At 71.6% G+C, this 22,543-nt stretch carries 17 protein-coding genes; 8 read left to right on the top strand and 9 right to left on the bottom strand.

Annotated features, from left to right (window positions below):
* Nucleotides 1-11: 11 nt before the first annotated feature.
* Nucleotides 12-2,273, bottom strand: coding sequence for a helix-turn-helix domain-containing protein (locus tag ACIA5D_RS34040; protein WP_396034499.1), 2,262 nt, complete (start codon nucleotides 2,271-2,273; stop codon nucleotides 12-14).
* Between the two features lie 500 nt (nucleotides 2,274-2,773).
* Here ACIA5D_RS34040 and ACIA5D_RS34035 point away from each other — a divergent pair, with 500 nt between their 5' ends.
* The gene (locus ACIA5D_RS34035) at nucleotides 2,774-4,024 is read left to right on the top strand and encodes a PP2C family protein-serine/threonine phosphatase (RefSeq protein WP_396034498.1); all 1,251 of its coding nucleotides are present in this window, start codon (nucleotides 2,774-2,776) and stop codon (nucleotides 4,022-4,024) included.
* Nucleotides 4,025-4,149: 125 nt separating this feature from the next.
* Here ACIA5D_RS34035 and ACIA5D_RS34030 read toward each other — a convergent pair whose 3' ends face one another.
* Complete coding sequence (locus tag ACIA5D_RS34030) at nucleotides 4,150-6,243, bottom strand: glycoside hydrolase family 15 protein (RefSeq protein ID WP_396034497.1); 2,094 nt, start codon at nucleotides 6,241-6,243, stop codon at nucleotides 4,150-4,152.
* Nucleotides 6,244-6,378: 135 nt separating this feature from the next.
* On the opposite strand from ACIA5D_RS34030, the gene ACIA5D_RS34025 reads away from it, so the two are divergent.
* A complete protein-coding gene (locus ACIA5D_RS34025; RefSeq protein ID WP_396034496.1) occupies nucleotides 6,379-7,431 on the top strand; it encodes an aldo/keto reductase in 1,053 nt (350 codons plus the stop codon).
* Between the two features lie 54 nt (nucleotides 7,432-7,485).
* Here ACIA5D_RS34025 and ald read toward each other — a convergent pair whose 3' ends face one another.
* Nucleotides 7,486-8,601, bottom strand: coding sequence for an alanine dehydrogenase (ald, locus tag ACIA5D_RS34020; protein WP_396034495.1), 1,116 nt, complete (start codon nucleotides 8,599-8,601; stop codon nucleotides 7,486-7,488).
* A 113-nt stretch (nucleotides 8,602-8,714) separates the two neighbouring features.
* Here ald and ACIA5D_RS34015 point away from each other — a divergent pair, with 113 nt between their 5' ends.
* A complete protein-coding gene (locus ACIA5D_RS34015) occupies nucleotides 8,715-9,200 on the top strand; it encodes an Lrp/AsnC family transcriptional regulator (RefSeq protein ID WP_396034494.1) in 486 nt (161 codons plus the stop codon).
* Nucleotides 9,201-9,249: 49 nt separating this feature from the next.
* Nucleotides 9,250-10,452: an ATP-binding protein gene (locus tag ACIA5D_RS34010; RefSeq protein ID WP_396034493.1), complete on the top strand. Its 1,203-nt coding sequence runs from the start codon at nucleotides 9,250-9,252 to the stop codon at nucleotides 10,450-10,452.
* On the opposite strand, the gene ACIA5D_RS34005 is transcribed toward ACIA5D_RS34010, so the two are convergent.
* Nucleotides 10,449-11,450, bottom strand: a complete 1,002-nt coding sequence (locus ACIA5D_RS34005) for a LacI family DNA-binding transcriptional regulator (RefSeq protein ID WP_396034491.1) — start codon at nucleotides 11,448-11,450, stop codon at nucleotides 10,449-10,451. The genes ACIA5D_RS34010 and ACIA5D_RS34005 overlap by 4 nt on opposite strands.
* Nucleotides 11,451-11,591: 141 nt before the next feature.
* Here ACIA5D_RS34005 and ACIA5D_RS34000 point away from each other — a divergent pair, with 141 nt between their 5' ends.
* Nucleotides 11,592-12,206 carry a hypothetical protein gene (locus tag ACIA5D_RS34000; protein ID WP_396034490.1) on the top strand — a complete coding sequence of 205 codons (615 nt, stop codon included), beginning with the start codon at nucleotides 11,592-11,594 and terminating at the stop codon, nucleotides 12,204-12,206.
* A gap of 76 nt (nucleotides 12,207-12,282) precedes the next feature.
* Here the strand turns inward: ACIA5D_RS34000 and ACIA5D_RS33995 are convergent, their stop codons facing one another.
* Both ACIA5D_RS33995 and ACIA5D_RS33990 read right to left on the bottom strand, forming a co-directional pair.
* Nucleotides 12,283-13,866 carry a cellulase family glycosylhydrolase gene (locus tag ACIA5D_RS33995; RefSeq protein WP_396034489.1) on the bottom strand — a complete coding sequence of 528 codons (1,584 nt, stop codon included), beginning with the start codon at nucleotides 13,864-13,866 and terminating at the stop codon, nucleotides 12,283-12,285.
* Between the two features lie 33 nt (nucleotides 13,867-13,899).
* Entirely contained in the window at nucleotides 13,900-16,041 is a 2,142-nt protein-coding gene (locus tag ACIA5D_RS33990) for a glycoside hydrolase family 3 N-terminal domain-containing protein (RefSeq protein WP_396034488.1), read from the bottom strand.
* A gap of 398 nt (nucleotides 16,042-16,439) precedes the next feature.
* On the opposite strand from ACIA5D_RS33990, the gene ACIA5D_RS33985 reads away from it, so the two are divergent.
* Both ACIA5D_RS33985 and ACIA5D_RS33980 read left to right on the top strand, forming a co-directional pair.
* A complete protein-coding gene (locus ACIA5D_RS33985; protein ID WP_396034487.1) occupies nucleotides 16,440-17,450 on the top strand; it encodes a LacI family DNA-binding transcriptional regulator in 1,011 nt (336 codons plus the stop codon).
* A gap of 103 nt (nucleotides 17,451-17,553) precedes the next feature.
* Complete coding sequence (locus ACIA5D_RS33980; protein WP_396034486.1) at nucleotides 17,554-18,804, top strand: endonuclease/exonuclease/phosphatase family protein; 1,251 nt, start codon at nucleotides 17,554-17,556, stop codon at nucleotides 18,802-18,804.
* Between the two features lie 57 nt (nucleotides 18,805-18,861).
* Here the strand turns inward: ACIA5D_RS33980 and ACIA5D_RS33975 are convergent, their stop codons facing one another.
* Nucleotides 18,862-19,194, bottom strand: coding sequence for an ester cyclase (locus ACIA5D_RS33975; protein ID WP_396034485.1), 333 nt, complete (start codon nucleotides 19,192-19,194; stop codon nucleotides 18,862-18,864).
* 79 nt (nucleotides 19,195-19,273) lie between these two features.
* Here ACIA5D_RS33975 and ACIA5D_RS33970 point away from each other — a divergent pair, with 79 nt between their 5' ends.
* Nucleotides 19,274-19,795: a TetR/AcrR family transcriptional regulator gene (locus tag ACIA5D_RS33970; protein WP_396034484.1), complete on the top strand. Its 522-nt coding sequence runs from the start codon at nucleotides 19,274-19,276 to the stop codon at nucleotides 19,793-19,795.
* Nucleotides 19,796-19,971: 176 nt separating this feature from the next.
* On the opposite strand, the gene ACIA5D_RS33965 is transcribed toward ACIA5D_RS33970, so the two are convergent.
* Complete coding sequence (locus ACIA5D_RS33965) at nucleotides 19,972-21,639, bottom strand: serine/threonine-protein kinase (RefSeq protein ID WP_396034483.1); 1,668 nt, start codon at nucleotides 21,637-21,639, stop codon at nucleotides 19,972-19,974.
* Nucleotides 21,640-21,723: 84 nt separating this feature from the next.
* Nucleotides 21,724-22,431, bottom strand: coding sequence for a laminin G domain-containing protein (locus tag ACIA5D_RS33960; protein WP_396034482.1), 708 nt, complete (start codon nucleotides 22,429-22,431; stop codon nucleotides 21,724-21,726).
* Nucleotides 22,432-22,543: the final 112 nt, after the last annotated feature.

Raw genomic sequence — 22,543 nt, 5'->3', positions numbered from 1 at the left:
ATGACGGGTGACTACCCCTCGTCGACCAGGCGCCGCACCTCGGCGATCCGGTCGCGCAGCGCCTGGGTGCGTGGCGCCCGGATGCCCATCTCGTCGTACATCTTGTAGACCCACGTGAGGTCGGCCCGGGCCGGCTCGAGGTCGCCGAGCCGGGCGTGGACCAGGGCGCGGTGCGACACCGCGGTCAGCAGCGGCTCGTTGGGCTGCCCGAGCCGCTCGGCCACCCCGATCGACTCGTCGAGCCGGCGCAGCGCCGTCGGCCAGCGCTGCGCGTCGAACTCGATGCCGGCCAGGAACGAGCGGGCCACCGACTCGGCGAACAGGGCGATGTGCGGCGGCGGCGCGGTGGCCGGGTCGGTGACCGCCACGATCGCCTCCTCGAACAGCGGGATCGAGTCGTCGGCCGGTCCCATTCCCTTGGCGGCGATCGCGGCGAGCATCAGCCCGTTCGGCAGCCCCTCCTTGTCGACGGTCTCCCGGAAGCAGGCGACCGCGGGCCGCGCGTACTCGAGGACCTCCGGCCAGCGGTCCTGCCGGCTCAGCGCCCACCCGGCGTAGTAGTTGGCCCATCCCTCCTGCCGCCGGTCGCCGGCCCGGCGGGCGGCGGCGAGCGCGCGGCGGGCGTGGCGGACGGCCACCTCCGGCTGCTCCATGCAGATGATGTGGACCCAGGCGAGATAGCCGAGGTGGGTGGCGAGCAGCGCGTCGCCGAGGCGCTCGGCGGCGCGGCTGGAGAGGGTGAACACGTCCAGCCAGTGCGGCCAGATGCCCCAGCTGTCGGAGAACCAGTGCAGCGACTCGGCCACGTCGACCACCCGCCGGTCGTCGCCGTCGCGGGCGGCTCGCTGCAGGGCGGGCAGCCAGTTGTCGGCCTCGTGCCGCAGCCAGGCGCCGGCCTCGGACTCGGTGGCCGGCGCGTTCGCGGGGACGGCGCCGGGCGCGGGCGTGCCGTATCCGGGCTCGAAGAACCGCCCGGCCGTGACGACCGTGTCGAGCAGCCAGTCGTCGCGGCGGCGGACGACCTCGGCCCGCTGGGCGGCGGTCTCCTCGCGGTCGAGCTCGGCGCCGGCGTAGAGGCGCAGCAGGTCGTGGAACTCGAGCCGCCCGTCGGGCCGTTGCTGCAGCAGGCAGAGCTCGACGAGCTCGTCGAGGGCCTGCTCGGTGACCGGCACCGGCTCGTCGGCGAGCACGCCGGCCAGCGTCACACCGGTCGAGGGTCCCGGCACCAGCGCGAGGCGCCGGAAGAGCCGCCGCGCCACGTCGGACAGTTGCTGGTAGGAGAGCCGGAACGCGGCCTCGACCTGCAGGTCCCCGGCCGCGAGCGCCGACAGCCGCTGCTCCTCGGCCGCGAGCCGGGTGATCAGGTCGTCGAGGGTCCAGCCGGGGCGGCTGAGCAGCCGGTTGCCGGCGATGCGCAGGGCCAGCGGGATGTTGACGCAGATCCCGGCGAGGCGACGCAAGCTTTCCGGCGCGGCGCCGGCATCGTCGAGAATGACCGACAGCAGCCGTACGGCGTCCGCTTCCGGCAACGCGTCGAGGCGCAACCGGCGTACGCCCTCGAGGCCGCTGAGCGCACGCCGGCTCGTCACCAGGACCGACGCGGGTCCGTGCGGCGGCAGAGCCGGCCGCACCTGGCTCTCGCCGATCGCGTTGTCCAGCACCACCACGAGCCGCCGCCCGCGCACCAGCGTGTGCCACAGCGCCGACGCCTCGCTCACGTCGCGCGGCACGGCCCGCCGCTCGGGGCTGACCGCCCGGATGAGCTTGCCGAGCACCGCCGACGGGGTGAGCGGCCGCGCGTCCAGTCCGCGCAGGTCGACAAAGACCTGTTCCTCGACCGGCCACGCCTGCGCCGCCTGCACGGCGAACGATGTCTTGCCCACGCCCGGCGGCCCGCTGATCACAACGGCCGGGGCGGGCTTCTCGTCGGAGGCTCCCGCGACCCAGCGGGCGATCCGGCCGAGCTCCGCGTCGCGGCCGGTGAAGTCGAGCACCCGGCGGGGGAGCGGCAGCCCGCCCGGCCCCGGCGGCGCCGCGCTCTCGCGCCCGGCCCGGGCCGCCGCGAACAGCGCCGTCCGGTCGTCCCCGGTCAGGCCGAGCCCGTCCGCGATCGCCTCGACCGTGCGCACCCGCGGCCCGCGGCTGACCCCGCGCTCCATGTCGCTGATCGCCCGGTCGGTGACGCCGGACGCCTCGGCGAGGTGCTCGAGCGTCAGGTCGGCCGCCGTGCGCAGCCGGCGCAACAGCGCTCCGAACGCGACGTCCTCCGCCATGTCTCGCACATTCCCCCAGGTCTGTGAGCATTCACTCTGTCACGCGGCTCGTTCTTCGTGCCTTCTTCGTGGTGCACGGCTCGCTTCCCCTGGTCAAATAGCGTGCGTAACCGCCGTCGGACCCTGTTCATGGTGGTTCGGCAGACCTGTCGCGGTGAGGGGAGTCGACATGGTTTCGCCGGTACTGGTAGGCCGTGGCCGGGAACCGGCCGAGTTGGGAGCGCTCTTACGGACGGCCGCCGCTACGCCAAGGCGATCGTCGCCGCCTGCCGCGCGGGCGAGCCGGCCTGGACGCTCGAGCTGCACCGCACCGCGTCCGGGCTCACCGGCGACCCCGAGATCATCGGTATCGCCTCGTCCGCCTGCGTCAGGCATCGGTCGCGTGACTCCCGCTGTCACAGATCGTGCAATGACCCGGTCACACGGACAGTAAAACGGCGGATGCTCCGCCGCCCCGGAATTGTCACGCTCATATGCATCATGCAAGGGGGAAGCTGCCGATGATGATCGAGAAGAGCGAGGCGGCACTACGTCGCAGCCGGTTGCTGTTGCACGCGAGCGAGGCGCTGTCGGCAACGTCCACCACCGCCGACGTCCTGGTGACGGTCCCGGCCCTGCTGCGCGACACGATGGGCGCGACGCACGCCGCCGTCGTGCCCGCCGGGCCGCCCAGCGGCGCCGTCTCCGCCGTGTCCGAGATCCTGACCGGCGCCGCCATCCGCGACCGCCGTTCCCAGTTCTACGAGAGCGCCATCGACCTGACCGTCGAGCACCCGGTCCTGGCCGAGGACCTGGCCCACCTCGGCTGGCAGGCGGCCGTCTGCGCCCCCTTGCCCGGCGAGTCCGGTGCGGCTGCCGGCGCCCTGCTGCTGGCCTGGGACGAGCCCCGCACGTTCTACGTCTTCGACCGCGCCGTCGTCGCCACCCTGGCTCTCTACGTCGGACAGGCCCTCGACCGCGCCGTGAAGCACGACGCCCGCACGGCGATCACCGAGGCCCTGCAGCAGGCCATGATCTCGCAATTGCCCCAGGTGGACGACTACGACCTGGCGGCGTACTACCGGGCCGCCGACGCCCAGCGGGTGGGCGGCGACTGGTACGACGTCATCCCCGGCCCCCAGGACCGCCTGGCCCTGGTCATCGGCGATGTCGTCGGCCACGACCCCGCGGCGGCCGCCCGCATGGGCCAGCTGCGCAACATGCTCCGCGCGTATCTGGTGGACCGCCGGGAGCCGCCGTCCACCCTGCTGCGCCGCCTGGACGCCGCCAACCACGCCCTGGGCGAGCCGACGATGGCCACGGCCGTGGTGGCGTTCATCGACCGCGCCCCGCAGGGCGGCCACCGCCTGCGCTGGTCCAACGCCGGCCACCCGCCACCGGTCCTGATCACCCCGACCGGCGAGGTCAGACCGCTGACCGGCAACGACACCCTGCTGGGCGCCCGCCGCAACACCCCGCGCCACACCTACACGGCGGCGCTGCCGTCCGGCTCGACCCTGCTGCTGCACACCGACGGCCTGGTCGAGACCCGCGAGCACAGCATCGACGAGGGTTTCGCCCGGCTGCACCGCCGGCTGCGCCGCCACGACGCCACGAGACCGCGCGACCTGCTCAACCACGTGGCCGCGGACCTGGCCCGCAACTGCTCGGACGACATCGCGATGCTCGCCGTCCGCGTTCCGCGCGCCGGCGCGCCGGCGCCGGCCGACGAGACCGCGCGCCGCCTCGGAATCAGCCGGCCCGCTCGCTGACGCCGCTCGCTGACGCCGCTCGCTGACGCCCGCTCGCCTACGCCGTTCGCCGGATCTGGGCGGCCCGCGATTCGCTTCCGCGCGCACCGCGTCCTCCTCCGGGCCCGGCGGGGTTGAGATCAGGGTCAGCGAAGGTAGCGGGCCGCCACCACGGCCGGCTGCTCGGTGACGCGGCCCTGCTGAACGTTCCAGGCCAACCGGATGTACTGCGCATGCGTCCACGCCAGTGGCGTCGCCGAGAACGTCGGCGTCCCCGGCGCGAAGGCCGGCGGGTACTGGTCCCACACCTGCTCGGGCAGCATGCGGCCGGGGCCGGCGGCGCGGGCGATCGTGGCCAGCTGGGCGTGGGCGCCGGAGCGGGAGCCCAGCGCCAGCAGGTACTCGCCGCGCTCGCCGTTGAGCAGCGGCCAGGCGCGGCCGCGGGTGATCAGCGAGCCGTCGGGCAGGCCGTAGTCCCAGGCGCTGCCGTCCGCCTTCTCGCCGTAGCCGTCGAAAGACGCGCGATGCCAGAAGAAGCCGTTCGGGGTGGACACGCCCAGCTGAGCGTCGATCACCGACAGCGTGGTGCGCACGTCGGGGTCGTTCGCGGGCAGCACGCCGAGACGCACCAGCTCCAGGAAACTCGGGTCGACGACGCGCCGCTGGTCGACGTTCGCCGGCCCGCTGTCGCCGATGTTGTAGGTGGTGCCCGCGTTCGGGTTGCCGTCTTTCGTGAGTCTGAGGAAATACGGCTTCGACGCGTACGGGCCGGAGCTGGTCACCGTCCATTGCTTGACTTTCGCCCGCCATTCGTCGGCGACGGCCAGGTACCGCGAGCCGTCCGCGCCGTTGGCCTCGGCCAGGGAAGCGGCGCAGACCAGGCCGGCGATCTCGGCGGCGATCGTCGCGGGGGAGTAGCCGGACTGGTTCTCCCAGCGCTCCTGCGGGCTCCACGGCGCGGCGAAACCGTCCTGGGTGAAGCCGACCAGGAAGTCGGCGGCGCGGCGCACGTGCTCCCAGGTGGCGGCGTCCGTGCGGCCGAGCTGGTAGGCGAGCACGATCGGCAGGGCCACCTCGTCGAGTTGGAGGCCACCCCAGACGGGTGTGCCGTCCACCTGCGAGTTCTGCGGGAACGAGCCGTCCGGTTTCTGCTGGACGCCGAGGAGGAAGTCGAGGGCGCGGGTGGCGCCCGCCCGGTCGCCGGCCGCGATCAGGGCCGTGGCGATCTGGTAGAGGTCGCGCGACCACACCAGGTGGTACGGGCCGGACGGGTCGTCGCGGCCGAACGCCCAGGGCGACGCGGGGGCCGCGACGTACGCGCCGGGGTGCGTCTTGTCCTCACTGGCGGCGAGCACCATCGCGGATGTGCGATACAGGCTCGCGGACGCGGACGACGGGGGCTGCCGCAACCCGGCGAGGTAGTGCTCCCACCCGTACGAGAAATCGTGGAGAACGCGGCCGAAGCCACGCCGCAGAGAGAAAGTCGCGGTGGTCTTCGCATTCTCGGCGGCCGGGCCGAAACCGAGCGCGAGCGTCGACCGTGGCGCGAGGGCCGCGGTCTGCACGAGGCTGCCGGCGGTGGCCGACGAGTAGCGCCAGTCCATGCGGCCGTCGGCGAGCAGGTCGGTGAGGCCGTCGCTGACGCCGGCGAAACCGCTCGACGCCGCACGGATCGGCGGAGAAGCGACCAGGGCGCTGGAGACGCCGCCGTCGGACGCGATCAGCGCGTTGCCGGAAGTTGATCCCGCATCGCCTCCGCGTGAGTTGCCGAGCGCCGGGTCGTATACGGCGAACAGGTCGTGGCCGTGGCCGGAAAGCGAAAGGTCGACCAGCACGGTGTCCCGCGACGGGTCGGTCACATAGGAGGCGGCGAGACGCCAGCCGGGGCCGGCGAAAGTCTGCCGGAAACTGAGGCTCCGGTCGTCCGCGAAAGTTTGCGAGGCCCGGGCGACAGTCGCGTGGCCGTGCCGGTCGGCCACCACGAAACGCAGCGCCCGCGCGCTGGGCCCGCCGATCGTCGGATGGAAGATCTCGCCGAGCCCGCCCTCACGCTGCACCGTCGCCCATACCTTGCTGGTTGTCGTGCGCGACGTGACCAGCCCGGCCTTGTCCGCGGGAAGGTACTGCTCGTCGGCGCCGGGAGCACCGGGAGCAGCGCCGGACTGCGGAGCGCCGCCAGAAACGGGAGCGAGACCGGCCGTCGCTGCCAGTAACGCGGCCACCATCCACGGGTACGCCATTTCGGCCTCCTTGCCGACACGACAGACCTCCTCGGTATACCCCGGCGTGGGCAGAACCGCATTCGGTGGACAACCGGCACCGGACCGGGGAAGGCTGGGCGAGGCACTTTCGAACCGCAGAGAGGGCGATGACCAATGCAGTACCGGCAGCTCGGCCGCACCGGCCTGAGGGTTTCCTCGTTCACCCTGGGCACCATGGGCTTCGGCGGCACCGGCTGGGCGAATCCCGTGGGCACGATCGGCGTGGACGGGGCCAAGGAGGAGATCGCGATCGCCAAGGAGGCGGGCGTCAACCTCATCGACACCGCCGACGTCTACTCGGCCGGCCTGTCCGAGGAGATCATCGGGCAGGCGCTGGGCGGCAGCCGCGACGACTGGCTGATCGCCACCAAGGTGCGCATGCCGATGGGCGACGGCCAGAACGACGCCGGCCTTTCCCGCCATCACGTCGTTCGCGGCGCCGAGGCCAGCCTGCGCCGGCTGGGCACCGACCACATCGACCTCTTCCAGCTGCACGAGTGGGACGGGCAGACCCCGCTCGAAGAGACCCTGACGGCGCTGGACGACCTGGTGCGCAGCGGCAAGGTCCGCTACGTGGGCTGCTCGAACTACGCGGCCTGGCAGATGATGAAGGCGCTCGGAATCTCCGACGCGCGGCGCCTCGAGCGTTTCGCCAGCAACCAGCTGTACTACTCGCTGCAGGCGCGCGACATCGAGACCGAGATCGTGCCGGCCTGCCTCGACCAGGGCGTCGGCATCCTGGTGTGGAGCCCGATCGCCGGCGGCCTGCTGTCGGGCAAGTACCGCCGCGGCGTGCAGGCCCCGGCCGGCAGCCGGCATCTGACCGAGTGGGACGAGCCGCCGGTGCACGACGAGGACAAGCTGTACGACACGATCGAGGTCGCCGTGAAGATCGGCGAGTCGCACGGGGTGTCGGCGGCGCGGGTGTCATTGGCCTACATCGCACAGAAGCCGGGGATCACGTCGGTGATCGTCGGGGCGCGCACGCCCGAGCAACTGCGCGACAACCTCGCCGCGGCCGACCTCGAGCTGACGGCCGACGAGATCACGGCGCTCGACGATGTGAGTGGCGAGCCGCTGCGGTACCCGTTCTGGCACCAGGCCAAGACCAGCAACGACCGGCTGAGCGCCGCGGACCTTTCGCAGATCTCCCGGCATCTTTCGTGAAAAGACCGCCGCCCCGGGGTCTGGGTCCCGGGGCGGCGGCCTTTCGATGCTGGGTCAGGCGAGGACTGACGAGACCTCGACCGAAGGGAGGCCCAGCGCTTCACCGACCGACGCGTTCGTCAACTGGCCGGCGTGGATATTCAGGCCGCCGGCGAGCGCCGGGTCCTGTTTCAACGCGACCTCCCAGCCGAGGTCGGCCAGGCGCAGCGCGTACGGGAGGGTGGCGTTGGTCAGCGCGTACGTCGAGGTGTTCGGCACCGCGCCGGGCATGTTCGCCACGCAGTAGAACACCGAGTCGTGCACCCGGTAGACGGGGTCCTCGTGCGTGGTGGCGTGCGAGTCCTCGAAGCAGCCGCCCTGGTCGATGGCGATGTCGACCAGCACCGAGCCGGACTTCATCCGTTTGACCAGGTCGTTGGAGACCAGCGTCGGGGCCTTCGCGCCCGGCACCAGCACCGCGCCGATCACCATGTCGGCCTCGATCACCGACTGCTCGATCGCGTAGGAGCTGGAGACCAGCGTCTTGACCCGGCCGCCGAACTGGGCGTCGATCTGCCGCAGCCGGCCGATGTTGAGGTCGAGCACGGTCACGTCGGCGCCCATGCCCAGCGCGATCGTCGCGGCGTTCACGCCGGAGACGCCGCCGCCGATGACGGTGACTTTCGCCGGGCTCACGCCCGGAACACCGCCGGGGAGCACGCCGCGGCCGCCGGAGTTGCGCATCAGTGAGTACGCGCCGACCTGCGGGGCGAGGCGGCCGGCGACCTCGCTCATCGGGGCGAGCAGAGGCAGCGATCCGTCGGGCAGCTGCACCGTCTCGTACGCGATGGCGATTGTCCCGGAATCGAGCAGCGCCTTCGTGCCGGCGGCGTCGGCCGCCAGGTGCAGGTAGGTGAAGAGGACCTGCCCGGCGCGCAGCCGGTGGTACTCGACGGCAATCGGCTCCTTGACCTTGAGCAGCAGGTCGGCCCGCTGCCAGACGGTGTCGGCGTCGGGCACGATGCGGGCGCCCGCGGTGGCGTAGTCGTCGTCGGTGATCGCCGAGCCGTTGCCGGCGCCTGCCTGGATGAGCACCTGGTGCCCGCGGCGGACGAACTCGGCCACGCCGGCGGGGGTGATGGCCACCCGGTACTCGTGGTTCTTGACCTCGGTCGGCACCCCGACGATCATGCTGCGCTCCCTTTTCGCGACGTCGCTGTCGTGAGTTAGAGTGAAACGATGTGCAGGTTTCGCGCAATGGGGCCGCAGATGATTCTGTGTACGATCAGCGATCCGAAGAAGATGTGGAACGCTCGCTCATGATGCCCGATTCGCCGAAGGATCTTCGAGGTCTTGATCACATCGACCTCGAGCTGCTCGCGCTGCTCGAGACCGACGGCCGGATGCCCAACAACGCGCTCGCCGAGCGGGTCGGCATCGCGCCCTCGACCTGCCTGACCCGCATCCGCCGGCTGCGCGAGGTCGGTGCGATCCGCGGCTTCCACGCCGACGTCGACCCGGCCTGGATAGGGCGCCCGATCCAGGCCATGATCGCCGTGCGGATCCGCTCCGACGCGCGCGACGCGATCGGCAAGTTCGCCGAGTCGCTTGCGGGAATTCCCGCGGTCCGCGACGTCTACTTCGTCTCCGGCTCCTACGACTTCCTGCTGCACGTGGCCACCGCCGACGTGGAAGACCTGCGCTCGATCATCACCGAGCGGCTCAGCGGCACCCACCTGGTCGCCGGCACCGAGACCCACCTGATCTTCGAGCACCGGCGAGGACAGTAGGCGCGCGATCCCGTACGTGTAGGGTTTGCCTCAGGGGTAGTTTTCTGACATGTCGGACATGGTGGCGGAGGAGAAGCGGCTCGCCGCCCTGCGCAGCTACGACGTGCTGGACACCGGGCCCGAGGCCGACTTCGACGACATCGCCATGCTGGCCGCCCAGCTCTGCCACACCCCGGCCGCTGCGGTCAGCCTCATCGGCGCCGACCGCCAGTTCTTCAAGGCCCGGGTCGGTTTCGACAGCTGCGACGTGGCCCGCAGGCATTCCTTCTGCGCGCACGCCATGCTCGGCGCCGACGTCATGGAGGTGCCCGACACCCGCCTCGACCCCCGCTTCCGTGACAACCCGCTGGTCGTCGGCGAACCGTACGTGCGCTTCTACGCCGGCGCCCCGCTGATCAGCCCCGAGGGGCAGCCCCTCGGCAGCCTCTGTGTGATCGACTACGAGCCGCGCCGGCTCGTCCCCGCCAAGCTCTCCGGCCTGCGCACGCTCGCCCGGCACGTGATCGCCCAGCTGGAGCTGCGCCAGTACGCCCGCGGCCTCGACATCGCCAACGAGCGCCTGCGCGACGCCGACCGGATCAAGGACGAGTTCCTCTCCCGGGTCACCCACGAGCTGCGCACCCCGCTCACCTCGATCAACGGCTACCTCGAGGTGCTCGGCGACTCCGCGGTGGCGCCCGACGCCGGGAAGGAGTTCCTGGCCCGCATCCGCCGCAACTCCGACCGCCTGATGGCGCTGGTCGACGACATGCTGCTGGCCGCGCAGGCCGGCCAGAGCGCCCTGCGGCTGCACAAGACCGTGATCGACCTGGCCGAGCTGGCCCGCGCCGCGGTCACTCGCAACCAGGTGCTGGCCGCCGGCCGCCATCTGCGTCTGGCCGTGCGCGCGGCCGAGCCGGTGCTGGTGCACGCCGACGAGCAGCGTCTGGCCCAGGCGCTCGAGCGGCTGGTGCTCAACGCCATCAAGTTCACCCCGCGCGGGGAAATCACCGTCACGGCCTCGGCGTGCGGCGGCGACGCCCGGCTGGAGATCCGTGACACCGGCATCGGCATCAGCCCCGAGGACCAGCGGCGGGTGCTGGCGCCGTTCCGGCGGGCAGCCGTGGCCGAGAAGGCCGAGGTGCAGGGCGCCGGCCTGGGCCTGAGCATCGTGAAGGCGATAGTCGACGCCCACGACGGCGTGCTGTCCATCGACAGCGACACCGGCCGCGGCGCGACCGTGACGGTCCGCCTGGCCCGCCACGTCGCCTAGACGCTCACCTTGACGTCTGCGGAGCTCTGCCGGACCCGCAGCACGGCGGGGAAGACGCAGCGCCAGTGCGGCGCGAGCTGCCGGTGCACCAGCGCCCGGGTGGCCGCCGCGGCCATCTGCTCGACCGGCTGATGCACCGACGACAGCGGCGGCGTGGCGCACTCGGCGATCACACTGTCGTCGAAACCCACCACCGCCACGTCGTGCGGCACTTGCCGCCCCGCGTCGGCGAGGGCCTGCATCGCGCCGGTCGCCATCAGGTCACAGCCGACGAAGATCGCGTCCAGCCCGGGCTCCTCGGCCAGCAGGCGGTGCGTCAGCTCGTAGCCCGACTCCCGGCGAAACTTTCCGATCGCGGAGATGTCCGGCAGCCCCAGATCCCGCATCGCGCGCCGGTGCCCCTCGCGCCGGGCCTCGGCGCACGGGTTGCTCTCCTGGCCGTGCAGCGCCGCGATGCGCCGGCGGCCGGTCGCGTGCAGGTGCTGGATCGCGGCGTAGGCGCCGTCCGCGTTCTCCGCGTCGACGAACGGGACGCCGGGCGCCGACGGCCCGAGCGTCACCACCCGGTCGCACCGGGCGTAGAAATCGGCTGCGAGCTGCGGCGACACGTTGCTGAGCAGCACACCCAGGCTCGCCGACTCGGCCACCTTGGCGAGCAGCGCGGCCGCCTCGGACTGCTCGACCACGTGCACGCGCAGCTGGGCGGTGCCGCCGGCCAGCTCCTGCAGGATCCCGGCGGTGACCCGGCCGTAGTAGGGGCTGTTGCCGAACACGGAGGGATCGTCGACCACCACGAGCTCAACCAGGTCGCCGTGCCCCGAGGCGAGCGCCCGCGCCACCGAGTCGGGCCGGAAACCCAGCCGCGCGATGACGCCGCGCACGTGCTCGCGGGTCTGCGGCGACACCCCGGGCGCATCGTTGATGACCCGGGAGACCGCCGCCTTGGACACTCCCGCCGCGGCGGCGACATCGGCCAGCGTCGGCCTTCTGTGCGCCATCGGCCCACTATAGGAGCCTCGGCGCCGGCATCGCCTCGGAGTTTCCGGTCGCGACGCAACTCAGCGGCAACCGAGTTCGCAACCGGTCCGCACCGTGGCGGGGCAACCATCGGAGACTCCCCTCGGAACAAGGAGTCTCACGTGCGTTTTCGCCGCATCGCTGTGGCCGCGGCGCTGGCCACCGCTGTTGTCGTGCCGACCGCCTCGACCGTCGCGGTGGCGGCGGGCAAGCCGGCCGCCGTCAGTCAGAAGCCGGCCAAGCCCGCCAAACCGACCAAGCCCGCCAAGCCCGCCAAACCGGCCAAGAAGACCACGTTCACCGCGAGCGGCACGGTCACCGCGGTCGGCAGCGGCACCGTGACGGTCAACGTGAAGGGCGGGACGAAGGATGTCCGCCGCGGCCAGGTCACGATGACGGTCCCGGCCTCGGCCCGGATCGTCGTCAACGGCGGCCGCAAGACGCTGGCCGACATCGCGGCCGGCTTCGGCATCACTGTGACCGGCATTCGCCAGGGCACGACCTACACGGCCGCGAAAATCGAGGCTCGCGGCAAGAAGACCCAGGTCAAGCCGGGTCCTTCGACGAGCCCAAGCCCGACGACGAGCCCGAGCCCGGCAGATCCGAGCCCGGCAGATCCGAGCCCGGCAGATCCGAGCCCGGCAGATCCGAGCCCGGTGGACCCGAGCCCGACGACCAGCCCGGACCCGTCCGACGATGTCACGCCGGAGCCGAGCGAACCCGACCTGCTGTCCTGAAAGAAAGCCCTGGGAAGGGGTGAGCGGTGCGGGCCGCCCGGAGGCCCGCACCGCTCGGTCTACTCCGCCGCCGCCGTCAGGCGCAGGCGGCGCCGTTCAGCTTCACCGTGGCCGGCGCGCTGGCCGCCCCGTTGGCGGTGAACCCGACCGTCACCGAGGCGCCGGCCGCGAGCGAGCCCGCGTACGTCGGCGCCGCCGCGGTCACGGTCGTTCCGCTCTGGGTGACCGTCGCGTTCCAGCCGCTTGCGAGAGTCACGCCCGAGGGCCAACTCCACGTGACCGACCACGGGTTGACCGCCCCGCCGCCGGTGTTCTTGACGGTCAGCGAGCCCTGGAAGCCGCCCTGCCACGCGTTGTCCTGCTTGTACGTGGCCGTGCAGCCACCGGTGGCCGGCGTGGACGACGACGCCGACGGCGTGGGCGAGGACGTCGAGCTGCCGCCACCGCCGACCGGCGCAATCAGATAGGGCTGAAGAATCGACTGCTTGGCCTGGTTGATGGTCGTCCAGTCGTCGTTGGCGATGCCGCCGGTGTCGCCCGAGTTCGGGTTCCACGACCAGTACGTGAACGACATCCCATTGACGCCGGTCCCCGTGTACGCCATCAGGTTCTGCAGCCACACCCGGTCGATATCGCTGGCGAGAGTCGTCCCGAACTCACCCATCATGATCGGCGCGATGTTCTGCTTGTACAGATAGCCCCAGTACTTGTCCCAGATGGCCGGCATGTTCGCCGGATACGTCGGGTCGTCGAACCAGGTCTGGTGGTAGACCGACGTGGCGTACTCGTGCGGCGAGTAGACGACGCGGTTGGCCACATTGAGGCGTACGGGATATTGCCCCGCCTTGGAGAGGTTTCCACCCCACCAACCGCAATCCTCGTCATTGCTGGTGTCGCCGTCCCAGACATTCGACAGGCCACCGGACGGGCACGACACCCCCTCCACGAAAATCAGCCAGTTCGGCTGCACCGAGAGGATCGCGTTGCCGGCCCGCTCGGCCGCGAGCCGCCAGTCCCGCGCGGTGTCGCCGCACCCCCAGCAGGCCCCGGTTGCGGCCGGATTGGTGCCCTCGGCGTGCGGCTCGTTGTGCAGATCCGCCCCGATCACGGTCGTGTTCCCCGCGTATCGCCGGGCGAGCGACTGCCAATCCGCGATCCACGTGCTCTCGGGAACGGCAGAGGTGTACCAGAGCGCGGTCTGCTGGGCAGAAGTCGGCCTGTGCCGATCGAGAATGACACGCATGCCCTTGCCGCCGGAGTACTCGATGACCTTGTCGAGAATTTGCAGCGGCGAGAGCCCGACCAGATCCGGGTTCACATAGTCGTTGATGCCCGTGGCGACGGCTCCGGTCTTGAGCGCGTCGTCCGAGAAGGGAATCCGCAACGTGTTGTAGCCCAGCGACGCCATCGTGTCGAGCTGGCTGCGCCACGGATTGCTGGCCCAGAGACCGTGGAACGTCTTGTTGTCGGTCTCCATGCCGAACCAGTTGATGCCGGTGAGCCGCACCGTGGCCCCGGCGCTGTCGAGGATTTTGTTTCCGCTGGTGTGCAGATATCCGGTGCCCGTTCCGCCGGCGGCGGCGGAGGCGGGCAGGGCCGTGATGACGCCGGCGATCAGGGCGCCGGCTGCGGCGGTCGCTAACGCGACACGTCGGAACATGGGGTGCTCCTACGGTGGGGGGACGGGGAGTTGTCACGTCGCGACACACGGTCCGTGACGTGCCTTGCAACCGCCGGCGATCGGGACGGTGATCACCAGCGGGGTCGAGGGGGCCGAGCGGTTGCCGGCCTTGTCGCGCGCCACGACGGTGAACTCGTAGCGCACGCCGGGTGTCAGCGCGCCGATCGGGGACGACAGCCCGGACCGGGCGCCGATCAGCGTGCCGTTGCGGAAAATGTCGTAGCCGTCGACGCCGCTGCCGCCGGGGTCGGTGGAGGCCATCCAGCGCAGCGAGCTCGCGGTCGCGATCGGGGTGCCGGGCGCGCTGGGCGGTGCGGTGTCGGGCGGGCGTTCGGCATAGCTCAGTCCATATCCGTACGCGTAGAGCCCCTCGCCGCCGTTGACCGGCTGCTGATCGGCCGTGCGTGGCCAGGTGACCGGCAGCCGCCCGGTCGGCGCGTAGTCGCCGAACAGCACGTCGGCGACGCCCGCGCCCTCGGAGCCGGGCAGCCAGGCCGCGACGAGCGCCGCCCAGTCGTCCACCTGCGACGCGACGTCCAGCGGCCGGCCCGAGACCAGCACCACGATCACCGGGAGGCCGGCCGACTCGAGTCTCGCGAGCACCTGGCGGTCCTCGTCGTCGAGGGCGAGGCCGTCGGGGCGGTCACCCTCGCCCTCCGCGTACGGCGTCTCGCCGATCACCGCGACGGCCGCGCGATACGTCTTGTCGACGCCGTTGCCGAAACGGTCGTAGGTGACTTTCGTGCTGTCGCCGGCCACGTCACGGATCCCCTGGAGGATCGTGGTGCCCGGCACGGTGTCGCCGGATGCGCCCTGCCAGGTCAGGGTCCAGCCGCCGCTCTGGTTGCCGATGTCGTCGGCGTTCTTGCCGGCCACGAAGATCTTTCCGCCGGTTTTCGCCAGCGGCAGCACGTCGTCGTCGTTCTTGAGCAGCACCTGCGACTCGCGGACGGCCTGGCGGGCCAGCGCCCGATGCGCCGCGTTGCCGACCGTGCCGGCGTAGCCGCGGTCGGCGAACGGGCGCTCGAACAGGCCGAGCTCAACTTTCTTGGTGAGGATGCGCCGGACCGCGTCGTCGATCCGCGACATCGGGATCTGCTTGCTTTCCACCGCGCCGCGCAGGTAGCCGAGGAATGTTTCCCAGTTCTCCGGCACCATCAGCATGTCGAGCCCGGCGTTGACGGCGGTGACGATCTCGTCCTGGGTGAAGCCGGGCCGGCCGTCGAGCTGGTCGACGGCGGCCCAGTCCGAGACCGTGAAGCCGGTGAAGCCCAGCTCGCCCTTGAGCACGTCGGTGATCAGGTACTTGCCGGCGTGCATCTTCACGCCGTTCCAGCTGCTGAACGAGATCATCACGGCGCCGACGCCGCGATCGACCGCGGCCTTGAACGGCGGCAGGTGGATCGCGCGCAGGTCGGCCTCGCTGAGCTCGGTGTCGCCCTGGTCGTCGCCGCCGGTCGTGCCGCCGTCGCCGACGTAGTGCTTGGCGGTCGCCATGATTGCCGCGGGGCCGCGCTGGAGGCCGTCGATGACGCTGGTCATCTGGACCGCGATCTCGGGGTTCTCGCCGAACGACTCGTAGGTGCGGCCCCACCGGTCGTCACGGGCCACGCATAGGCACGGCGCGAAGGTCCAGTCCAGCCCGGCGCCGGTGACCTCCTCGGCGGTCGCCGTGCCGATCCGCTCGGCGAGCTCCGTGTTCCGGGTGGCGCCGAGGCCGATGTTGTGCGGGAAGATCGTCGACCCGTACACGTTGTTGTTGCCGTGCACGGCGTCGATCCCGTACAGGATGGGGATCTGCAGCGGCGTGGCCAGCGCGCCGCGCTGGTAGTCGTCGTACATGTCGGCCCATCCGGCCGGCGAGTTGTCGGCCGGCGCGGAGCCGCCGCCGGAGAGCACCGAGCCCAGCCGGTACTCGGTCACCTGCGACGGCGTGACGCCGGCCCGCTCGGCCTGGACCATCTGGCCGGTCTTGTCGGCGAGCGACATGCGGGCCATCAAACTTTCCACCCGCTCGGCCGGATCGCCGGTGGCAACTTTCGTGGCGGGCTTGTGATCGGCGGCGCTGCGCATGCCCTGCGCGGTCCCCAGCAGGACGAGCGCGCCCAGCCCGAGCGCCGCCATCCAGGTGGCGTGACGCCGGCCGGCTCGCATGTTGCCCCCACAGTGTGTCGATCGAATGACATCATCGTGTCATGGGAGCGCTCCCATCTCAATGTTTTGCTACCGTGCCCGCGTGGATCGGCGCGCACGCACCGTACGCGGCGTGCTGTCCTCCGACCTCGCGGCGACACTCCTCGCCATGCCGATCGCGGTTTTCCGCCGTTCGACGTGGGGAGCTTCGGCGACCGGCCGGAGATCCTCGGGCGTTCACGGCGGCGCTCGCGGTGGCTTTACCGAGTCGGACGAGGCGAAGGTGACAGGCTGATCATGTTGTGCGCTGCGCGAGGCAGGTACTTTGTGTCGGGCGCGACCCCAGTCGCGCTGTCAGGCGCGACAGATGTCGCGCTGTCGGGCACGACGGGCGACGTCGTGCGGAGGAGGTGCCACGGATGACGGCGGATCGAAGCCGGGCCTCCGGCCGGCCGACCCTGGAAGAGGTCGCGCTGCGTGCCGGCGTCGGCCGGGGCACGGTGTCCCGCGTGGTGAACGGGTCGGCCCAGGTCAGCCCCCGCGCCAAGCAGGCGGTCGAGGACGCGATCGCCGAGCTCGGCTACGTCCCGAACCGGGCCGCCCGCACCCTGGTCACCCAGCGCACCGACTCGGTGGCGCTGGTGGTCTTCGAGTCCGGCGAGCGGTTCTTCGCCGAACCGTTCTTCGGCCGCATCGTGCAGGCCGTCTCGTCGGTGCTGGTGGCGCGCAACCTCCAGATGGTCCTGATGATCGCGCAGGCTCCCGAGGAGCGGCGCCGCCTCGAGGGCTACCTGACCCGCCAGCACGTCGACGGCGCGCTGCTGCTGTCGCTGCACGGCGACGACCCGCTGCCGCACCTGCTCGAGGAGCGCGGCGTGGCGACCGTCCGGGTGGGCCGGCCGATGTACGCCGAGCGGGGGACCTACGTCGACGCCGACAACCGCGCCGGCGCACGGGAGGCCGTCGCGTACCTGCAGGCCCAGGGCCGCCGCTGCATCGCCGCCATCACCGGACCGCTCGACATGGCCGCCGGCATAGCGCGGCTGGACGGCTACCGCGACGTCGTCGGCGACGGCCCGGTGGCGTTCGGCGACTTCAGCCAGGAGAGCGGTGCCGCGGCCATGTACCGGCTGCTGGAGCAGTACCCCGAGGTGGACGGCGTTTTTGCGGCGTCCGACACGATGGCCGCCGGCGCCCTGCGCGTGCTGCGGCAGTTCGGCCGCCGCGTGCCGGAGGACGTCGCCCTGATCGGCTTCGACGACTCGGTGATCGCCCGCCACACGGAGCCCCCGCTGACCAGCGTCGACCAGCCGATAGCCGAGATGGGCCGCGAAATGGTCCGGCTCCTGCTGGCCAAGCTGGACGGCGACGACCTGGGCGACAGCGAGGTCGTGCTCCCCACCCGCCTGGTGATCCGCGGCTCGGCCTGATCGGCGCGCTGCTCGTCTGGTTCTCCGACACCCGCAACAACCCCTGAACGGTTGGTGACGGGCATTGCGCGCCCGTGCCGCGGGCCGGTATCGAGGGGAGGTGATGAAGCGACTCCTCACCGCCGCCGTGCTGTGCACGGCGATCATCGGCGCATCACCGGCGAGCGCTACGGGCAGGCACGACGAGTCCGTTCGCTTCGCGACCTACAACCTTTCGCTCAACCGGCCCGCGCTGGGCCTCCTGCGCGAGCACCTCGCCAACCCGGACGTCGACGACGTCTACCGGCGGCAGGCGCACAACGTCGCCGAGGTCATCCAGCGGGCCCACCCCGACGTCGTGCTCATCAACGAGTTCGACTACGACCCGGTGGCCGCCCGGCTCTTCGCCGACAACTTCCTCGCGGTCTCGCAGAACGGCGCCCCGGCGCAGCGATATCCCTACCGGTTCGTCGCGCCGTCGAACACCGGCATCCCGTCCGGGTTCGACCTCAACAACAACGGCGTCACCGACACGACGCCGGGCGATCAGGCCTACGGCGACGACTCGTACGGTTTCGGGATCTTCCCCGGCCAGTACGGCATGGTCGTCTACTCGAAGTACCCGATCGATCTTCGTGACGCCCGGACGTTCCAGCTGTTCAAGTGGAAGGACATGCCCGGCAACGCGATGCCGGTGGACTTCTACTCGCCGCAGGAGCAGGCGGTCCTGCGCTTGTCCTCCAAGAGCCACTGGGACGTGCCGATCAAGGTGCGCGGGAAGACCGTGCACTTCCTCGTCTCGCACCCGACGCCGCCCACTTTCGACGGCCCGGAGGACCGCAACGGCCGGCGTAACCACGACGAGATCCGGTTCTGGGCCGACTACATCAACCCGGCGAAGTCGCGATACATCTACGACGACAAGGGGCACCCGGGCGGGCTCGAACGCGGTGGAACTTTCGTCATCGCCGGGGACGAGAACGCCGACCCGTACGACGGCGACTCGTACCAGAACGCGGTGCGGCAGCTCACCGACAACCCGCGGATCAACGCCCGCACCTTCCCGGCGAGCGCCGGCGCCGTGGAGGCGAGCGCGCTGCAGGGCGGCGCCAACCTGACCCACAAGGGCGACCCGCGCTACGACACGGCCGACTTCGCCGACACCGCGCCCGGCAACCTGCACGCCGACTACGTGCTGCCCCGCTTCGACACGAGGATCGTCCGCTCGGGCGTCTTCTGGCCGGTGCGCAGCGACCCGCTGTTCCGCCTGACCGGCGTCTTCGACCCGCAATGGTCGGCGGTCAACGGCTTCCCGACCTCCGACCACCGTCTTGTCTGGGCCGACCTGGTGCTGCCCCGCGGCGGCCACCACTAGGGGATTTGTGGGTGCGGGGCCGGCCGGTCCCGCACCCTGGACGGCGCGGCGGTCGTTCTATGGCCGCAGGTTCGTGCTGCTCAGTCCCCACAGCTCAGCGATCCGGTCGTCGGCGACCCGGATCAGCTCCATCAGCTCCGGCTCGCCCGGCACGTTCTCGATCACCGACCAGACCGCGACCCGGTCGCCCGCGGCGATCATCCGCCGGGGCGTGACACGGAGCTCCGGGAAAGTTTCGAAGATTGTTTTCCAGGCCGCGCGGATCGGCTCGACGCCCCGCTGCCGGAGCGGATGACTGTAGAAATCCGCAGCGAAAATTTCCGGCAACGCGTCGAGGTTCCGCCCGTTCGCGGCCGCGTACATCCGCTCCACCGTGGCTGTCGCATCCATGCCCGTTCCCCTTACCGATCGGTCGGTAAGGAGGAGCCTGGCGCACTTACCGACCGGTCGTCAAGTACGATCTCCGACCATGGCTGACACCCGCCGACGCATCCTCGAGGTGGCGCTGGACCTGTTCGGCGAACGCGGTTACGCCGGCACGTCGATCGCCGACATCACCGCCCGGCTGGGCATCAGCAAGGCCGCGCTCTACTACCACTTCGGCGCCAAGGACGAGATCCTCGAAGCGCTGGTCGCCGCGCCGCTGACCCGCTACCGCGAGCTCACCCGCACCGCCGCCGAGCGCTCCACGCCCGACCTGCTCGCCGAGATCCTCGACACCACCACCGAGATGTACGCGGTCAGCCGCCTCCTCGGCGACGACCCGTCGGTGCGCCGGGCCATGCGCGCGACCGCCCGCCCGCAGTCTCAGGCGCTCAACGAGGAGCTGACCGCAGCCCTCGGCGGCGGTCAGATCACCCCGCGAGCGCGGGCAGCCTACGCGGCGATCAAGAACGGCACCCTCGCACACATCGAGGCCACGGGCGGCCCGCCTTCCCCTGCCGCCCGTGCGGAGCTGATAGCCGCCGCCCAGGCCGCCCTCAGCGCCTGACGGACGCCGCGTGCCGGCCGGAGGGCGCAGACGGGCGCAAGCGTCGCGGGCAGGTGCCGCGCGGGCCTGCGTCGCGTCAGGGCGGCAGGGCGCCGTGGGCGGCAGGGTGCGGGCGGGTGAGGGTGCCGCCGACGGCAACCGCCCGGACCGAAGCGGTGCCGGGCGTGCCGACTGGACTACACGCCGGCGGCGCGATCCAAATCGGTCAATCGGGCCCGCAGGATCGCCGCCTGGGCGCTGCTCAGGCTGCCTTCGCCGACGCGGCCTGCGATCTTGCGGCGTAGCTGGGTCACCTGGCCGTCCACGTCCTTGGCGTCGGCGTTCTGCAAAGAGTGGATCAGATTCAACAGGTCGGTGGCCACATCGCCGCGGATCTGGCCGCCAGTGGCGCCGTCCTCCACCGCGGTCTGGAGGCGGCTCACGGCGTCGTCGAAGCTCAGCTTGGGCGACGGGGACACCGAGGGCGAGGCCGGCGCGGTGGTGGCGGGCGTGGTGGGCAGGGCGGTCGTCGGCTCGGGGGAGAAGAGCATGGTCGCCGGATGGGTCGGGGCCGGGGGAGTGGCGTCGGTCTTTTCCTTGGGGCGGTTGATCACGACGTAGATGCCGCCGGCGGTGACCAGCAGGGCCAGCAGCGCCAGGGCGAGAGCCAGCCGGCGCTTGGGCTGCGGCTCGGCCATCGGCAGGGTCGCGGCCGCCACCCGGCCCGCGGTGAAGCCGTTGGGCGAGGTCGGCCGGTCCGGGGACTGCGGGCGCGAGGGCCACAGCTCGGCGACGCGCGGCCGCTCGGCGGGCGGGCGTTCCGCGGAACGAGCGGCGGGCGGGCGTTCCGCGGAACGAGCGGCGGGCGGCAAAGGGGCGGCGGGCGCCGCAGGGGCAGGCGAGACCACGGCTGGAGATTGACCGGCGGAACCAGGGCCGGCGGAACCAGGGCCGGCGGAGCCAGGGCCGGCGGAGCCAGGGCCGGCGGAGCCAGGGCCGGCCGCCGGGGCCGCGAGGGTCGGTTTCGAGGCCGCGGGCTGCTCCGCCGGCTCCGGCTGGTCGGCCAGCCACAACGCCGTCAGGTCGAAGCGAATGGCGTCCGCCCGCGGCCGGTCCGCCGGACCCTCCGACAGGCAATGATCCACCACCGCCCGGAAGTCCGCCGGCAACGACGACGGCAGCGTGTCCGGCCCCTCCAGCCGGGCCTCGTCCAGCTCCTCCCACGTCTCCACCGGGTACGGCGGCTGCCCGGTCACCATCTCGAACAGCAGCACGCCCAGGCCGTACACGTCGGTGGCCGGCTCGGCCGGCATCCCGTCGAGACGCTCGGGCGCCACATAGGCCGGCGTCCCGAAGGTCGCTCCGGTGTCGTCGTCGTCCGGTTCGCCGGCCGCCGCGCTGATGCCGAAGTCGAGGATCTTCACCCCGGTGGGGGTGAGCATGACGTTGCCCGGCTTGATGTCGCGGTGCACGACCCCGCCCTTGTGGGCGGCCGCCAGCGCGTCGGCCACGGCCGCACCGACGCGGGCGGCCTCCTGCCAGGAGAAGGTCTCCCGTACGAGCCGCGCGGCCACGGTCTCGCCGGCCAGCAGCTCCATCACGACGAACGGCGCCACCGTGCCGTCGGCGCGGACGGCCTCGCGGAAGTCGTGGACGGCGGCGATGCCGGGATGCGACAGCTTCGCGGCCATGCGGGCCTCGCGCCAGGCCACCTGCGGGCCGGTCGGGAGCTTGATGGCGACCGCGCGGCCCAGCAGTTCGTCGCTGGCGTGCCAGATCTGCGCCATGCCGCCGGTCTCGAGCAGGGCGACCAGGCGGTAGCGCGTCGCCAGCAGGGTTCCCGCGCTGGGCCACTCATCGGTCATTGACGAACATTCGCCCGGCTCGGCCCCGAGTGTCAACCTCGCGGGACAAGCGGGCGGCCCAGCATTCGGAGCGTGGCGCGGACGCTACCTGGCGTCGATGCGGACGTAGTCCAGATCGCCGGCGAAGTAGTCGCAGCCGACCGTCTCCTGGTCGCACGTCGTCTTCCCGCCGATCGACAGCGGCCACGAGTTGTCGATCCGGCCCGTCGGCCCCCAGCGGCCGGCGACCTTGTTCCCGTCGATCACCAGGGCGACGCCGTCGGAGTAGCGAGTACAGGTCACCACGTGCCAGCGGCCGTCGTTGATCGGCTTCGGGGCGGTGACGAGCACCTGCCCGGCGGCGCCGCGGAACCAGCACTGCACCTTGCCGCTGGGGATCTGCAGCTTGTAGCTGCCGCCGGCGACCGTGGCCTGTCCCTTCTGGACGATGTTGCCGAACTGGTAGACCGTGCGCAGCCGCATGGTGATCTCGAAGTCGCGGGTGCCGGGGTCGAGCGCGGTGTAGTCGGGCACGACGACCAGGTGGCCCGGGTGGGCCGGCGGCGTGTCCGGCTCGAGCCGGCCGAAGCGGTAGATGCCGCCGGTGCCGACCTCCGGCCCGATCGACCCGTTGAACCCGTTCCCGCTGCTGTCGTACATGACCCGGCTCCCGGCCCGCTCGTTCATGCCCCAGGCGGCCACGGTGTAGACCCCGAAGGCCGGGGCGGACACGACGGCCTGGGCCGGCACGACTCCCGCCGGCACCGCGGCCGAGGCGGCCAGCGTGACGATCCACCAACGTCGCAATCCCATGGCTCGTCCCCCGATGCCGCGTCACTGTTTGATTGGACACACTGATCCTAATCGGTAGATAAGGCTCGTATTACAGGAAGTCGCACTTAGGGTCGTTCCAGGGTTGGAACCC

Origin of the sequence: Actinoplanes sp. NPDC051513 (assembly GCF_044454685.1) — a bacterium.
GTDB lineage: Bacteria > Actinomycetota > Actinomycetes > Mycobacteriales > Micromonosporaceae > Actinoplanes.
This window is presented reverse-complemented; position numbering and strand designations above follow the sequence as displayed.